Origin of the sequence: Pseudomonas sp. Root569 (genome assembly GCF_001427465.1) — a bacterium.
Classification (GTDB): Bacteria; Pseudomonadota; Gammaproteobacteria; order Pseudomonadales; family Pseudomonadaceae; genus Aquipseudomonas; species Aquipseudomonas synxantha.
The window spans coordinates 159,519-173,602 of sequence record NZ_LMGQ01000002.1; the positions used below are offsets into that span (position 1 = coordinate 159,519).

Sequence of the window (14,084 nt, forward strand, 5' to 3'; positions counted from 1 at the left end):
ACCGAATGCGCTCTTTGACCCTGCACCTGAAAATCCTGATCACCTTGCTGGTGGTGCTGGGCATTTCGGTCACCGCCTATCAGATTTTCGTGCTGGGCATCCCCGTTACCGAGGATGCCACCGACGACTTGTGGAACATCGACGCCAAGGTCGAGTTCGTCGCCAACCCGAAAGACCCCGTCAAGATCCAGATGTTCGTGCCGCCCCTGAGCCGCGACTTCGTCAGCCTCAACGAAAGCTTTATCTCGAACAACTACGGGGTGAGCGTCAATCGCATCGACGGCAACCGCAAGGTCACCTGGTCGGCGCGCCGGGCCAAGGGCAACCAGACCCTGTATTACCGCCTGGTGCTGACCAAGCGCTACAGTGGCGAGAAGGTCAAGATCAAGGGCCCGACCTTTCGCGACAGCATCGCTGTGGAAGGCCCGGAAAAAATCGCTGCCGAAGCCTTGCTGGCGCCGATCCGCCAGCACTCGGCCGACGTCGAGACCTTTATCAGCGAAGCGATCAAGCGCACCAACAACCTCAACGACGACAATGTGAAATTGTTGCTGGCCGGCGACCCGTCGACGCCACACAAGGCCAAGATCGTCGAGCTGCTGCTGTCCATCGCCCATGTGCCGGTAGAGAAAGTCCACACCATCCGCCTGGTGGCCGACCAACCGCAAACCCCGGAACTGTGGCTGCGCAGCTTCAATGGCAGTGACTGGTTGTACTTCAACCCGGAAACCGGCGAACAGGGCCTGCCGGCCGACCGCCTGCTGTGGTGGACTGGTGATGAAAACCTGATCACGGTCGACGGCGGCAAGAAAGCCATGGTGACCTTCAGCCTGAACAACAGCGAGATGAATGCCATCCGCCTGGCCAAGCTGACCGACGAGAATACCGACGCCAATTTCCTCGAATACTCCCTATATGGCCTGCCGCTGCAAACCCAGCAGACCTTCATGATCATGGTGATGATCCCGATTGGCGTGCTGGTGATCCTGATCCTGCGCAACCTGATCGGCCTGCAGACCCTGGGCACCTTCACACCGGTGCTGATCGCCCTGGCATTCCGCGAGACGCAGCTGGGCTTCGGGATTGTGCTGTTCACGATCATCACGGCGCTGGGGCTGTCCCTCAGGTCGTACCTGGAGCATTTGAAACTGCAGATGCTGCCGAGGCTGTCGGTGGTGCTGACCTTCGTGGTGGTACTGATTGCCGCCATCAGCCTGTTCAGCCATAAACTTGGGCTGGAACGCGGCCTGTCGGTCGCGCTGTTCCCGATGGTGATCCTGACCATGACCATCGAACGCCTGTCGATCACCTGGGAGGAGCGTGGCGCCAACCATGCGCTGAAGGTGGCGATCGGCACGCTGTTCGCAGCGTCCCTGGCGCACATCATCATGAGCGTGCCGGAGCTGATCTACTTCGTGTTCACCTTCCCGGCGATCCTGCTGATCCTGGTGGGCTTCATGCTGGCCATGGGGCGTTATCGCGGCTACCGCCTCACCGAGCTGGTGCGTTTCAAGGCGTTCTTGAAGGCTGACTCCTGATGTTCGGCTTCTGGAAGACCTGGAAGGCCCTCGAAGCGCGGGGGATCATGGGCATCAACCGGCGTAACGCCGACTACGTGCTCAAGTACAACAAGCGCAGCCTGTACCCGATTGTGGATGACAAGATCATCACCAAGGAGCGGGCGCTGGCGGCCGGCATTCATGTGCCGGAAATGTACGGGGTGATCTCCACCGAGAAGGAAATCGACAAGCTCGACGAGATCATCGGCGGCCGCAGCGACTTCGTGATCAAGCCGGCCCAGGGTGCGGGCGGTGATGGCATCCTGGTAGTGGCCGACCGGTTTGAAGGACGCTATCGCACGGTGTCCGGCAAGATCATCAGCCATGAAGAGATCGAGCACCAGATTTCCAGCATCCTCACCGGCCTGTATTCACTGGGTGGCCACCGCGACCGGGCGCTGATCGAGTACCGCGTGGTGCCCGATCAGATCTTCAAGAGCATCAGCTACGAAGGCGTGCCGGATATCCGCATCATCGTGCTGATGGGCTACCCGGTGATGGCGATGCTGCGCTTGCCGACCCGCCAGTCCGGGGGCAAGGCCAACCTGCACCAGGGTGCGATTGGCGTGGGCGTCGACCTGGCTACCGGCCTGACCTTGCGCGGCACCTGGCTGAACAACATCATTACCAAGCACCCTGACACCACCAATGCCGTGGATGGCGTGCAACTGCCCAACTGGGACGGTTTCATGCAGCTTGCGGCTGGCTGCTACGAGCTGTGCGGGCTGGGCTATATCGGCGTGGACATGGTGCTGGACCAGGAAAAAGGCCCGCTGATCCTTGAATTGAATGCACGGCCGGGGCTGAATATCCAGATCGCCAATGACTGCGGGCTGACCTTGCGCACCCATGCGGTGGAGGCGCGACTGGAGGAACTCAAAGCTGCCGGCGTGACGGAAACCCCGCAAGAGCGGGTGAAGTTCGTGCAGGAGATGTTTGGGCATATACCGCCCGTGGAAGGCTGATCCGGTCTTCAAACTGTCTATCCCCGACATCCCCTCTAGGAGCAAATCCTACAGGGGACTACAATCTCCATCCCCCGCGCCATTAGCTGATCCACCCCGCATGTTGACCTGCTCCGTACACCCATTGCCCTACCGGGCCAACCCCGCCGAGTATTTTGCGGCGATTCGCCATGCCCCTGGCGCGGTGCTGCTCGACAGCGGCCGCCCCACGGCTGATCGCGGCCGTTATGACCTGCTCAGCGCCTGGCCCGAAGCGACCTTGACGGTAGGGCCGGACGAAAGCGGCAATGATTTCCTGCAACGCTTGCGGGAAAACCTCACGCGATTGGGTGAAGCCGCAATCCCCGCCGATTTACAGTTGCCGTTCGCCGGAGGCTTGATAGGCTACCTGAGCTACGACTTCGGCCGGCACCTTGAGGACATGCCGCACCTGGCGATGGATGACCTGCACCTGCCGGACGCGCGCTTCGGGCTGTACGCCTGGGCGCTGATCAGCGACCACCAGGCCCAAAGCAGCCAACTGGTGTTTCATCCCACGCTGGCCGATAGCGAACGACAACGGTTGATCGCGCTGTTCAGCCAGGGGGCTGTCGACACCTCTGCGACGTTCAAACTCCAGGGCCCGATGGCGCCCGACCTCACCGCAGAGACCTACCGCCAAGCCATCGTGCGTATCCAGGATTACATCCAGGCCGGCGACTGCTATCAGGTCAACTTCGCCCAGCGCTTTCGCGCCCCCTGTATGGGGGATCCCTGGGTAGCCTATTGCGTCCTGCGCGAAGCCTGCCCCACGCCGTTTTCCGGGTTCCAGAGTTTGCCCGATGACGGTGCGGTACTGAGCCTGTCGCCGGAGCGTTTTGTACGCATCAGTGACCGCCAGGTCGAAACTCGCCCGATCAAGGGCACCCGCCCTCGCGGTGTAACGCTCGCAGAGGATGCCGACCACGCCGCCGAACTGCTGGCCAGCCCCAAGGACCGCGCAGAAAACCTGATGATCGTCGACCTGCTGCGCAATGATCTCGGCCGCAGTTGCCGCATCGGTTCGGTGAAAGTGCCGGAGTTGTTCAGCCTGGAAAGCTACCCCAACGTGCACCACCTGGTGAGCAGCGTCACCGGCGTATTGGCCGACGACAAAGACGCCCTGGACCTCATCGCCGGCAGCTTCCCCGGCGGCTCCATTACCGGCGCGCCGAAGATTCGCGCGATGCAGATCATCGACGAGCTAGAGCCAACCCGCCGCGGGCTGTACTGCGGCTCGTTGGTGTACCTGGACGTGCGCGGAGAGATGGACAGCTCCATCGCCATCCGCAGCTTGCTCGTCAAGGATGGGCAGGTGTGCTGCTGGGGCGGCGGTGGGATTGTGGCGGATTCAGAGTGGCAGGCTGAGTATCAGGAGTCGCTGACCAAGGTACGGGTGTTGTTACAGACTTTGGAAAGTTTGTAGGGCACAGCCCTTTCCGGGGTTCGCTTGCAGGAGCGGCCAGTAGAAAAAGCCTGAATTAGAACCGCTGTGGACGGGATAGGCGCTTGCAGATAGCGTCAGGATCCACCGTCCACCCGCCATCTGTGAAGGACCACATGAAGCGACTGCCCCCTCGTCTGAAAATATTTCCGAGATTGCCTATTCAAGCACTCACGCCTATGATCTCCCAAACTGGGAGGTTAAGGCGATGCGGATAATCGCTCTCTCTACCCTACGAATATTTTGGGAAAGCCACTCAGCTTATAGCGACGCCAAAATACCGCTGGTCGAGTTGTATCGTCACATGGAGAAAGCCACCTATCCAACGCCGCAAGCACTCAAGGCAGAGCTTAGAACAGCGAGCATTCTCAAAGGCGGCAGGGTCGTGTTCAACGTCGGTGGCAACAAATACCGAGTGATCATGGCGATCGACTATCAGCGACAGCTAGGGTTCATACGTTTTGTGGGAACCCACGCTCAGTACGACCAGATCAACGCGGAGATTGCGTGATGAACATCAAACCTATTCACTCCCAGGACGATCTGACAGCTGCACTCGCACGGGTCGAGCAGATATGGGGAGCACCACCCGGCTCGCCTGAAGGTGACGAGCTGGAAATCCTGGCAATTCTTATCGAGAAGTACGAAGCCGAGCATTATCCAATGCCCCCTTCGGATCCGGTGGAAGCTATCAAGTTTCGCATGGAGCAGTTGGGCATGACCGCCCGCGACCTGGAGCCGTTTATCGGCACCAGCGGACGGGTATCCGAGGTGTTGAACCACAAGCGCAAGCTGAGCCTGTCGATGATCAAGCGCCTGCATGAAGGCTTGAGTATTCCTTATGAGCGGTTGCTGGCAGGGCTGTAGCCGGTGACTGCCCGCGATGGGGCCCTCCGCCTCGCTGGATAACTTACAGGCTCAACTGCCGATTCGACGCCTTGATGAACTCCCGCTTCAAATCCTCAAACGTGTGCACCGCCGGGAAATGGGGAAACTCATCCATCACATTCTGCGGCGCATGGAACAGGATCCCACGATCAGCTTCGCCCAGCATGGTGGTGTCGTTGTAGGAATCACCGGCCGCGATCACGCGGTAGTAAAGCGACTTGAACGCCAATACCGATTGGCGCTTGGGGTCTTTCTGACGCAGTTGATAGCTTACCACCCGGTCGTGTTCATCGGTGATCAGGCGGTGGCAGAGCAAGGTCGGGAAGCCCAGCTGGCGCATCAGTGGCTGGGAAAATTCGTAGAAGGTGTCGGACAGGATCACCACCTGGAAACGCTCGCGCAGCCAGTTGACGAATTCGACGGCACCGTCCAAAGGCTTGAGAGTGGCGATCACTGCCTGGATATCGGCCAGCTTGAGCCCGTGCTCGTCGAGGATACGCAGGCGCTGCTGCATCAGCACGTCGTAGTCGGGAATGTCGCGCGTGGTGGCTCGCAGGGGTTCAATACCGGTTTTTTCGGCGAAGGCGATCCAGATTTCCGGAACCAGCACCCCTTCCAGGTCAAGACAGGCAATTTCCACAAGACACTCCCATTGAATTTATTAGTTGAGCGGGCAAAAGGACTGCCGAACTCTAGCGACTCACGCACGCCGCCGCAACGCGGGACAGATTTGATACCATCGCCCCCTATAGAGCGCTCAGCGCCACTGACCTGTAGGAACCGTCCTGATGAACCAAGCCTTCGACGTCGTTGAACTCGCCACGACTTATGCCAACAAGTCTGCCCAGGACATTCTCAAGCTGGCGTTCAGCCAGTTCGGCGATGACCTATGGATTTCCTTCAGCGGTGCCGAGGATGTGGTGCTGGTGGACATGGCCTGGAAGCTGAACAAGAACGTCAAGGTGTTCAGCCTCGACACCGGCCGCCTGCACCCGGAGACCTACCGGTTTATCGAGCAGGTGCGTGAGTTCTACAAGATCGACATCGAACTGATCTCGCCGGACCAGAGCAAACTGGAACCCTTCGTCAAGGAAAAGGGCTTGTTCAGTTTCTATAAGGACGGCCATGGCGAATGCTGTGGCATCCGCAAGATCGAACCGCTGCGCCGCAAGCTTGCAGGTGTAAGTGCCTGGGCCACCGGCCAGCGCCGCGACCAGAGCCCCGGCACCCGTAGCCAGGTGGCGGCGCTGGAAATCGATACGGCGTTCTCTACCCCGGAACGTACCTTGTACAAGTTCAACCCGCTGGCGCAGATGACCAGTGAAGAGGTCTGGGGTTATATCCGCATGCTGGAACTGCCTTACAACAGCCTGCATGAGCGCGGGTTTATCAGCATCGGCTGCGAGCCCTGCACCCGGCCAGTATTGCCCAACCAGCATGAGCGCGAAGGCCGCTGGTGGTGGGAAGAAGCCACACAGAAAGAATGCGGGCTGCATGCGGGGAATATCATCACCAAGGCATGAGCCTGGCAAACTGGTGTGGTAAAAATGTGGGAGGGGGCTTGCTCTCTCCCACATTTTGTTTTGTGCGCAGCATAAAATGTACACAACCTTGTAACCATCGGTGCCATTTTTGTGTGCAACTCATATTCTGGCGCACCAAAACGTAACATCCATCTCTGCTAGTTCCCACGCACCCAAATCACCTCATTCCCAATAAAAAATAAATACCTGTTCAAACGGTCAATTTATATTGCTTTTAATTCAGTAGTTTATTGAAGAGTACTATTAAAACGAAATTACCCACGTTTTTCATATAACGAAAACTGGCACGCATGTAGCTTAGTGAAATGCACGCTTTGTATACAATCAATACAAAACCTACATACACTTTGCCATCCGCCGCTATGCTGCAGATGTGCTGGAGCCTGCCGGAATGCGTACAAGTCTCTCGAGCAACATCGCACTGGATCTGCCCTCCTCCACCTTGAATCCCGCAGCTGCAAGCCCCGGCCCGCTGGTACTCAGCCCACGCCTGCACAACAAGGACCTGGCCCCCACCAAGGTTGAAGGCCGCCGCTGGGGGCGCTACAGCATCTTTGCGTTGTGGACCAATGACGTGCACAACATCGCCAACTATTCATTTGCCATCGGCTTATATGCGTTGGGCTTGGGCGGCTGGCAGATATTGCTGTCCCTGGGGATCGGCGCGGCACTGGTTTACTTTTTCATGAACTTGTCTGGGTACATGGGGCAGAAAACCGGCGTGCCGTTTCCGGTGATCAGCCGCATCAGTTTCGGTATCCACGGCGCGCAGATTCCAGCCTTGATCCGCGCAGTCATTGCGATCGCCTGGTTCGGCATCCAGACCTACCTGGCATCGGTGGTTTTCCGCGTGTTACTGACGGCGATTCATCCGGGCTTTGCCGATTATGACCACAACTCGATCCTCGGCTTGTCGACCCTGGGCTGGGCGTGCTTTGTGGCGATATGGTTGGTGCAGTTGGTGATCCTCGCCTATGGCATGGAGATGGTGCGCCGTTATGAAGGGTTTGCCGGACCGGTAATTCTGCTGACCGTGGCTGCGTTGGCCGGCTGGATGTACTTCCAGGCGGGCGGCGTGATTGCCTGGTCGATCCGCGAACCACTGAGCGGCGGCGAGATGTGGCGCAATATCTTTGCTGGCGGCGCCTTGTGGCTGGCGATCTATGGCACCTTGATCCTCAACTTCTGCGATTTCGCCCGCTCTTCTCCGTGCCGAAAGACCATCAAGGTCGGCAACTTCTGGGGGCTGCCGGTAAATATCCTGGTGTTTGCCGCCATTACCGTGCTGCTGTGCGGCGGGCAGTTTCAACTCAATGGCCGGGTGATCGAAAGCCCCACCGAGATCATTGCGGCGATCCCCAACACCTTCTTCCTGGTACTCGGTTGCCTGGCCTTCCTGATCGTCACCGTGGCGGTGAACATCATGGCCAACTTCGTCGCCCCGGCCTTTGTGCTGAGCAACCTGGCGCCCAAGTACCTGAATTTCCGCCGCGCCGGGTTGATCAGTGCCTTCGTTGCCGTGCTGATCCTGCCGTGGAACCTCTACAACAGCCCGTTGGTGATTGTGTACTTCCTCTCTGGCCTGGGCGCACTGCTGGGGCCGTTGTACGGGGTGATCATGGTCGATTACTGGTTGATCCGTAAAAGCCAGGTGGATGTGCCGCAGCTGTACAGCGAAGACCCCCAAGGCATTTATTACTACAGCCGTGGAATAAATATGCGTGCGGTGGCTGCGTTCATTCCTGCTGCGGTGATCGCCATCCTGCTGGCGCTATTGCCGGGGTTTGCCAGTGTCTCACCGTTTTCCTGGTTGTTTGGCGCAGGCATCGCCGGGTTGCTGTACCTGCTGATCGCCAAGCGTCAGCCGTTCTACGCCGATGTCAGCGGCGAAAGCATTGCCGTCGATAACGTCAGTCATTAAACAAGGACTTTCCATGCGTATCCTCGTGGTCAACGTCAACACCACCGAATCCATCACCGAGACCATTGCCCAGCAAGCACGTGCCGTGGCGTCACCGGGCACCGAGATTGTCGGGCTCACCCCCTACTTCGGCGCCGAATCGGTGGAGGGTAATTTTGAAAGCTACCTGGCGGCCATCGCCGTGATGGACCGGGTGATGGCCTACGATCAGCCGTTCGATGCGGTGATCCAGGCCGGCTATGGCGAACATGGTCGGGAAGGTTTGCAGGAATTGTTGAATGTGCCGGTGGTGGATATTACCGAAGCGGCCGCCAGCACCGCGATGTTTCTGGGGCATGCCTACTCGGTGGTGACCACCCTGGACCGTACCGTGCCACTGATTGAAGACCGGCTGAAACTCGCCGGCCTGTACCAGCGTTGTGCGTCGGTGCGCGCCAGCGGTATGGCGGTGCTGGAGCTGGAAGAAGACCCGCTGGCTGCCATGGAGGCCATTGTGCACCAGGCGGAACTGGCGATTCGCGACGATAAGGCCGAGGTGATCTGCCTGGGATGTGGGGGCATGGCCGGACTGGACGAGCAGATTCGCCAGCGCACTGGGGTGCCGGTGGTGGATGGGGTGACGGCGGCGGTGATGGTTGCCGAGTCGTTGGTGAGGTTGGGGTTGTCGACGTCCAAAGTCAGGACGTATGCGCAGCCAAGACCCAAGAAGATCATTGGTTGGCCCGGCAAGTTCGGCCACTGAAGATCAAATGTGGGAGGGGGCTTGCTCCCGATAGCGGTGTATCAGCCAGCTTATCTATAGCTGACCCACCACAATCGGGAGCAAGCCCCCTCCCACATTTTGATCACTGCAAGGTGTTAGATGGCACTGAATCTTTGGCCTAACTGCTGCTCGGCAAACTGCTCGATGATGAAATCCACGAACGCCCGAGTCTTGCCTGGCAGCAGTTTATGTTCGGCGTAGTAGATGCAAATATTGCCGTCGTTCACATACCAATCCGGCAATACCCGCAACAACTTGCCGCTCGCCAGCCAGGGCACAGCAAACGGCATGCTCACCAGCGCGATGCCCAGCCCATGGTCGGCAGCGATGCAGGCGGCTTGGGAGTCGCTCATGGTCATGCGCGGCTTGAGGTTCAGCGGACCGTGCTCGCCATTGCGATGAGTCAGTTGCCAGGAACGCACACGCCCGGTTTGCGGTGAGCGAATCAGAATGCCGTCGCAACGCTCCAGATCCTCGGGCTGTAACAGCGCCGGGCGTGCCGCCAGGTAGGCAGGGGATGCCACCAACACCCGATGAGCCGGCGCCAGCTTGCGTGCCACCACGCCCTGGGGCAGCTCGAAGCCGCCGCCAATGGCCGCGTCGAAGCCCTGGCCAATCAGGTCGACCTGGCGATTGTCGAAATGCCAGTCTGGAATGATATCGGGATAACGTTTCAGGAATTCACCCAGCAGCGGCACGATATACAAGCAGCCGACCACTGTGCCCATACTGACCTTGAGCGTGCCCACCGGCCGCCCTTCGGCACTGGCCAGGTTGGCTACGGCATTCTGGATGGTGGTGAGGCTGGAGCTGACCTCGTCAAGGAACAGCTTGCCGGCTTCGGTCAGGGCGAGGCGTCGGGTACTGCGTTGGAACAGCCGCACACCCAGGCGTGCTTCCAGTTTGGCAACGCTTTTACCCACTGCTGCCGGGGTCAGGCTCAGGTGCCGGGCGGCCTCGGCAAAACTGCCACCCTCGGCGCTGCGCACAAAGCATTCGATACTGCCAAAGCTCTCCATATCGCCCCACTCTAAACTTTTGGTTTACACAGACTATAGCAATCGCGGTCTACCGGCTTGGGTGGGTGAGGTCGATACTCGGTCCATCAACTACTCGGAGATCGACATGACCACACAAAATCTGATCGGCAAAGTCGCCTTGATTCAAGGCGGTTCCCGCGGCATCGGCGCCGCCATCGTCAAGCGCCTCGCCGCGCAGGGTGCAGCGGTTGCCTTTACCTACGTCAGCTCGGCCTCCAAGGCCGAAGCGTTGCAGAACGACGTGATCAGCGATGGCGGCAAAGCCCTGGCGATTCAAGCCGACAGCGCTGATGCCACGGCAATTCGCAATGCGGTCAATGCCACTGTCGAAGCGTTCGGGCGCCTGGATATCCTGGTGAATAACGCCGGCGTGCTTGCCATCGCCCCACTGGAAGATTTCAAGCTGGAAGACTTCGACCAGACCCTGGCAATCAACGTGCGTAGCGTATTTATTGCCACCCAGGAAGCCGCCAGGCATATGGGCGAAGGGGGTCGGGTGATCAATATCGGCAGCACCAATGCCGAGCGCATGCCGTTTGGTGGTGGCGGGCCTTATGCGATGAGCAAGTCGGCACTGGTGGGCTTGACCAAAGGCCTGGCACGAGACCTGGGGCCGCGAGGCATCACCGTCAATAACGTGCAGCCCGGGCCGGTGGATACCGATATGAACCCGGCCAACAGTGACTTTGCCGAAAGCTTGATCGGGTTGATGGCGGTGGGCCGTTATGGGCATGTGGAAGAGATTGCCAGCTTTGTGGCGTATCTGGCAGGGCCGGAAGCCGGGTACATCACCGGTGCCAGCCTGACCATCGATGGTGGCTTCAGCGCTTAGTTTTTTGGAAAACTGCAATACCAAATGTGGGAGCAAGCCCCCACATTTTGCCCTGAGTTGAATCAGGCCATGGGGGGCAGGCCATAGGCCGCCAAATCGAAATCCGCGAGCTTGCGGATGATCTGGTCAGCATGCTGGTACTTGCTGTCCGCCATCGCCTCATCGGGCACTGCAATGGCAGTCATATGGGCAGCCTTCGCCGCGGTCACGCCGAACGGCGAGTCTTCGAACACCAGGCAATCCTGCGGCGCCACACCCAGACGGCGCGCGGCGGTCAGGAAGATATCCGGCGCAGGCTTGGCAGCGCCGACCTCCGGGTCGTCCGCCGTAACGATGGTGTCGAACAGGCCAAACCATTCGCGGTGCAGGGTGGTCTTGTGGCCAAACGAGTTGCGCGATGAACTGGTGCCCACCGCAATCGGAATATTGTGCGCCTTCAAATGCCGCACCAACGCCTCGGCGCCTGGCATACCCAGGGCCTTTGGAAAGCGCTCGCTCATCAGCGGCTCGCGGATCTCCAGGAACTCGGCGGGTGTGATCGGCAAGTCCAGCGCCTTGACCACGTAATCGGCCAGGTCTTGGGCACCCCGCCCAATGATCTGCTGCTTGATCCCCCAGTCATAGGTACGGCCGTAGCGCTCGGCAATGATCTGCGTGACTTCGGTGTAGATGCCTTCGGTATCCAGCAACAACCCGTCCATATCGAAAATTACGGCCTTGATTGGACCGACTGCTGTACGCGGTGCATTCATCACAACAAAACCCTGGGGTAAGACTAAAAGGATTCAGCACAATAGCGGCCCTCGTTGCCTGCAAGCAACCTTCGTTGCCCACGATGACCAATTCATACCACGCAACAGTTCACCAGCCGACACCCACAGCGGCTGTCTAGGGTTTATCAAGGCAGAGCGATCAACCATTGACTCGCGCAGGAAAATACACCTTGCAAACCTTATAAAAGACTTATTAATCTCCGATGAATTCAATCCACTGGACGCGAAAATCCGTCAAACAATTGCTTCGGCTACATTCGTACCATCAGCAACAGGTCCGCGATTCCGTGTCCGCTCTTGAGCGAATGCCCGATGCACTCAACGTCAAGGCGCTGGTAAACCATCCTCACAGCTATAGGTTGCGGGTAGGTAATTACCGCGTCCTCTTCGACTGGGATGGCAGCATCCAGGTGGTCAGCATCCAAGAGGTTAAAAAACGTGACGAGCGAACCTACTGCCGTACAGATCATCCACAATACGCAGGGCAAGCCCGCCTTCGTGGTGATTCCCTATGAACACTATGTAGCGCAGCAAAACGATCAAAACCTGATCCCCCACGCGGTAGTCAGCCGCCTGGTGGATGGCGCGACACCTATCCGGGCTTGGCGCGAACATCTGAACCTGACCCAGGAAGAAGTCGCCAGGCGCCTGGGTATTTCACAACCTGCCTTTGCCCAGCAAGAGGCGGTCAATAAACCTCGACGGACCACGCGGGAAAAAATTGCCAAGGCGTTCGGTATCAATGCCAGTCAACTGGAGATATAAACATGATCCTGCAAGATTCGCGCGCCCTTTAACCTCAAATCGAGCTCAAGCATGCTCTATCGTTTAGCCGCCGACGGCCTCGTGCTGTTTCACCTGACCTTTATCCTGTTCGTGCTGTTCGGCGGCCTGCTCACCCTGAAATGGCCCCGAGTGATGTGCCTGCATTTGCCCGCCGTTGCCTGGGGCATCGCTGTGGAGGTGCTGCACCTGCCCTGCCCGCTCACCCGTTGGGAAAACCTGTTGCGCCACCTGGCCGGGCAGGACGGTTATGGTGACGGGTTTATCGAGCACTACATCCTGACGCTGATCTACCCCGCCGGCCTGACCGCGAATATTCAGCTGGCGCTGGGAGCCGTGGTGGTGTTGGTTAACCTGGCGGTGTACGGGCGGGTTATCCGGCGTTACGTACAGGCTTGAGACAGCTGCGCTGGTGAAGAATCAGCCCTCCTCAATCCGTTCGCAGACGCCGCCATGTCCGAAGCCTTCGAAGTTCCCAGCCCTCACGAAAAACACCTCGAACACACTACCGAACATGCCCACGGTCGCGGCGACACCTTCGCCAGCCGCATTGCCGTGATGACCGCCATCATGGCTACCGTCGGCGCCATGCTCAGCTACCAGGCCGGCTCCAGCGAAAGCACAGCTGCGATGGACAAGAACAACGCCGCCATCATCAAGACCGAAGCTGCCAACCAATGGAATTACTACCAGGCCAAATCCAGCCGCCAGAACCTGGCAGAACTAGCCACCCATATTCCCGGCGTAGATGCGGCGCACTACACGGATGAGATAGAGCGCTACAAACACCAGAAGGAAGACGTGCGCAGGCAAGCCGAGAAGCTGGAGGCCACGTCACGGGAATGGGATCAGAAATCCGAGCAGGCACTGCACCAGCACCATCGCTGGGCCCAGGCAATGACAGCAATTCAGATCGCGATTTCGTTGGCGGCGATTACCTTGCTCACGCGTAAGGAGTGGCTCAAACGCATGTCGTACACGGCAGGCGCAGTGGCTGTGGTGCTGGGCAGCCTGGCATCGCTGCATCTCTGACCCAATGCGGGCAAATGTTGGAGGGAGCTTGCTCCCGATGGCGGCCTGACAGCCGCCACCTACACATGAAACCTTGGCCGATTGATTTCAATCTGCCTGCTCAGCGCTTAGAGTGTCGCCCCTCGAGAATTGAGTCTCGAGATTGAGTCCATGGAGTTACAAGTGAAATACGTCAGTAAAGTAGTTGCAGCAGCCGTTCTCGGTTTCACCCTGGCAGGTTGCACCGGCACCGCCATGAAAACCCCGCAATACGACGCCAGCCAATACACCGTCCTCGGCCACAGCGAAGCCAGCGCCACCGGCATCATGCTGCTGGGCGTTATCCCAATCGGCCAGAACAACCGTTTCGTACGCGCTCAGAATGCCGCCATCAAGGCCAAGGGCGGCGACGCGCTGATCAACACCCAAGTGCAGGAAAAGTGGTTCTGGGCCTGGGTACTGAACGGCTACACCACCAAGATTTCTGGTGATGTGATCAAGCTGAAAACCGCGCAATAAAGCACGAAATAGCCAGGGCGCCGA

16 protein-coding genes and 1 pseudogene are annotated in these 14,084 nt (G+C 58.8%); 14 read left to right on the top strand and 3 right to left on the bottom strand.

Translation table 11 applies throughout. From position 1 onward, the window contains the following. Positions 1-5: 5 nt before the first annotated feature. From rloB to ASD70_RS03520, 5 genes are all read left to right on the top strand, one after another. Entirely contained in the window at positions 6-1,538 is a 1,533-nt protein-coding gene (rloB, locus tag ASD70_RS03500; RefSeq protein WP_043047095.1) for an osmotic stress tolerance membrane protein RloB, read from the top strand. Next, complete coding sequence (locus ASD70_RS03505; RefSeq protein ID WP_005790412.1) at positions 1,538-2,524, top strand: alpha-L-glutamate ligase-like protein; 987 nt, start codon at positions 1,538-1,540, stop codon at positions 2,522-2,524. The genes rloB and ASD70_RS03505 overlap by 1 nt, the downstream gene beginning before the upstream one ends. 100 nt (positions 2,525-2,624) lie before the next feature. Beyond that, positions 2,625-3,968 carry an aminodeoxychorismate synthase component I gene (gene pabB, locus ASD70_RS03510; RefSeq protein ID WP_056845664.1) on the top strand — a complete coding sequence of 448 codons (1,344 nt, stop codon included), beginning with the start codon at positions 2,625-2,627 and terminating at the stop codon, positions 3,966-3,968. A gap of 226 nt (positions 3,969-4,194) precedes the next feature. Beyond that, a complete protein-coding gene (locus tag ASD70_RS03515) occupies positions 4,195-4,497 on the top strand; it encodes a type II toxin-antitoxin system HigB family toxin (protein ID WP_046071646.1) in 303 nt (100 codons plus the stop codon). Beyond that, on the top strand, positions 4,497-4,853 hold the full coding sequence (locus tag ASD70_RS03520) for a helix-turn-helix domain-containing protein (RefSeq protein WP_046071645.1): 357 nt from the start codon (positions 4,497-4,499) through the stop codon (positions 4,851-4,853). The genes ASD70_RS03515 and ASD70_RS03520 overlap by 1 nt, the downstream gene beginning before the upstream one ends. Positions 4,854-4,896: 43 nt before the next feature. Here ASD70_RS03520 and thrH read toward each other — a convergent pair whose 3' ends face one another. Continuing rightward, the gene (gene thrH, locus ASD70_RS03525) at positions 4,897-5,514 is read right to left on the bottom strand and encodes a bifunctional phosphoserine phosphatase/homoserine phosphotransferase ThrH (RefSeq protein ID WP_056845665.1); all 618 of its coding nucleotides are present in this window, start codon (positions 5,512-5,514) and stop codon (positions 4,897-4,899) included. A 148-nt stretch (positions 5,515-5,662) separates the two neighbouring features. Here thrH and ASD70_RS03530 point away from each other — a divergent pair, with 148 nt between their 5' ends. The 3 genes from ASD70_RS03530 (at position 5,663) to ASD70_RS03540 (ending at position 9,081) form a co-directional block, all read left to right on the top strand. Further along, positions 5,663-6,397 carry a phosphoadenylyl-sulfate reductase gene (locus ASD70_RS03530; RefSeq protein WP_046071643.1) on the top strand — a complete coding sequence of 245 codons (735 nt, stop codon included), beginning with the start codon at positions 5,663-5,665 and terminating at the stop codon, positions 6,395-6,397. Between the two features lie 412 nt (positions 6,398-6,809). Next, positions 6,810-8,339 carry an NCS1 family nucleobase:cation symporter-1 gene (locus tag ASD70_RS03535; RefSeq protein ID WP_056845666.1) on the top strand — a complete coding sequence of 510 codons (1,530 nt, stop codon included), beginning with the start codon at positions 6,810-6,812 and terminating at the stop codon, positions 8,337-8,339. 13 nt (positions 8,340-8,352) lie between these two features. After that, positions 8,353-9,081, top strand: coding sequence for an aspartate/glutamate racemase family protein (locus ASD70_RS03540; protein WP_056845667.1), 729 nt, complete (start codon positions 8,353-8,355; stop codon positions 9,079-9,081). A gap of 116 nt (positions 9,082-9,197) precedes the next feature. On the opposite strand, the gene ASD70_RS03545 is transcribed toward ASD70_RS03540, so the two are convergent. Continuing rightward, complete coding sequence (locus ASD70_RS03545) at positions 9,198-10,121, bottom strand: LysR family transcriptional regulator (protein ID WP_056845668.1); 924 nt, start codon at positions 10,119-10,121, stop codon at positions 9,198-9,200. Positions 10,122-10,227: 106 nt separating this feature from the next. Here ASD70_RS03545 and ASD70_RS03550 point away from each other — a divergent pair, with 106 nt between their 5' ends. Beyond that, on the top strand, positions 10,228-10,974 hold the full coding sequence (locus tag ASD70_RS03550) for a 3-oxoacyl-ACP reductase family protein (protein WP_046071640.1): 747 nt from the start codon (positions 10,228-10,230) through the stop codon (positions 10,972-10,974). Positions 10,975-11,036: 62 nt separating this feature from the next. Here ASD70_RS03550 and ASD70_RS03555 read toward each other — a convergent pair whose 3' ends face one another. Then, positions 11,037-11,726 (bottom strand): HAD-IA family hydrolase, encoded by a 690-nt coding sequence (locus ASD70_RS03555; protein ID WP_056845669.1) that lies wholly within the window; start codon positions 11,724-11,726, stop codon positions 11,037-11,039. Between the two features lie 224 nt (positions 11,727-11,950). Between ASD70_RS03555 and ASD70_RS28065 the strand changes: the two are divergent. From ASD70_RS28065 to ASD70_RS03575, 5 genes and pseudogenes are all read left to right on the top strand, one after another. Then, positions 11,951-12,202: pseudogene (locus tag ASD70_RS28065) on the top strand (type II toxin-antitoxin system RelE family toxin); the annotation flags it as partial. Further along, on the top strand, positions 12,144-12,512 hold the full coding sequence (locus ASD70_RS03560) for a helix-turn-helix domain-containing protein (RefSeq protein WP_056845670.1): 369 nt from the start codon (positions 12,144-12,146) through the stop codon (positions 12,510-12,512). The pseudogene ASD70_RS28065 and the gene ASD70_RS03560, both read left to right, overlap by 59 nt. A 51-nt stretch (positions 12,513-12,563) precedes the next feature. Further along, positions 12,564-12,929, top strand: coding sequence for a DUF2784 domain-containing protein (locus tag ASD70_RS03565; RefSeq protein WP_046071637.1), 366 nt, complete (start codon positions 12,564-12,566; stop codon positions 12,927-12,929). A gap of 54 nt (positions 12,930-12,983) precedes the next feature. Continuing rightward, positions 12,984-13,562, top strand: coding sequence for a DUF4337 domain-containing protein (locus tag ASD70_RS03570; RefSeq protein WP_046071636.1), 579 nt, complete (start codon positions 12,984-12,986; stop codon positions 13,560-13,562). 162 nt (positions 13,563-13,724) lie between these two features. Further along, on the top strand, positions 13,725-14,060 hold the full coding sequence (locus ASD70_RS03575) for a hypothetical protein (RefSeq protein ID WP_046071635.1): 336 nt from the start codon (positions 13,725-13,727) through the stop codon (positions 14,058-14,060). The last annotated feature ends 24 nt before the right edge of the window (positions 14,061-14,084 follow it).

Bases quoted from the DNA above. Each gene is read 5' to 3' on its own strand.
- rloB (WP_043047095.1), top strand. From the start codon at position 6: ATGCGCTCTTTGACCCTGCACCTGAAAATCCTGATCACCTTGCTGGTG.
- ASD70_RS03505 (WP_005790412.1), top strand. From the start codon at position 1,538: ATGTTCGGCTTCTGGAAGACCTGGAAGGCCCTCGAAGCGCGGGGGATC.
- pabB (WP_056845664.1), top strand. From the start codon at position 2,625: ATGTTGACCTGCTCCGTACACCCATTGCCCTACCGGGCCAACCCCGCC.
- ASD70_RS03515 (WP_046071646.1), top strand. From the start codon at position 4,195: ATGCGGATAATCGCTCTCTCTACCCTACGAATATTTTGGGAAAGCCAC.
- ASD70_RS03520 (WP_046071645.1), top strand. From the start codon at position 4,497: ATGAACATCAAACCTATTCACTCCCAGGACGATCTGACAGCTGCACTC.
- ASD70_RS03530 (WP_046071643.1), top strand. From the start codon at position 5,663: ATGAACCAAGCCTTCGACGTCGTTGAACTCGCCACGACTTATGCCAAC.
- ASD70_RS03535 (WP_056845666.1), top strand. From the start codon at position 6,810: ATGCGTACAAGTCTCTCGAGCAACATCGCACTGGATCTGCCCTCCTCC.
- ASD70_RS03540 (WP_056845667.1), top strand. From the start codon at position 8,353: ATGCGTATCCTCGTGGTCAACGTCAACACCACCGAATCCATCACCGAG.
- ASD70_RS03545 (WP_056845668.1), bottom strand. From the start codon at position 10,121: ATGGAGAGCTTTGGCAGTATCGAATGCTTTGTGCGCAGCGCCGAGGGT.
- ASD70_RS03550 (WP_046071640.1), top strand. From the start codon at position 10,228: ATGACCACACAAAATCTGATCGGCAAAGTCGCCTTGATTCAAGGCGGT.
- ASD70_RS03555 (WP_056845669.1), bottom strand. From the start codon at position 11,726: ATGAATGCACCGCGTACAGCAGTCGGTCCAATCAAGGCCGTAATTTTC.
- ASD70_RS03560 (WP_056845670.1), top strand. From the start codon at position 12,144: ATGGCAGCATCCAGGTGGTCAGCATCCAAGAGGTTAAAAAACGTGACG.
- ASD70_RS03565 (WP_046071637.1), top strand. From the start codon at position 12,564: ATGCTCTATCGTTTAGCCGCCGACGGCCTCGTGCTGTTTCACCTGACC.
- ASD70_RS03570 (WP_046071636.1), top strand. From the start codon at position 12,984: ATGTCCGAAGCCTTCGAAGTTCCCAGCCCTCACGAAAAACACCTCGAA.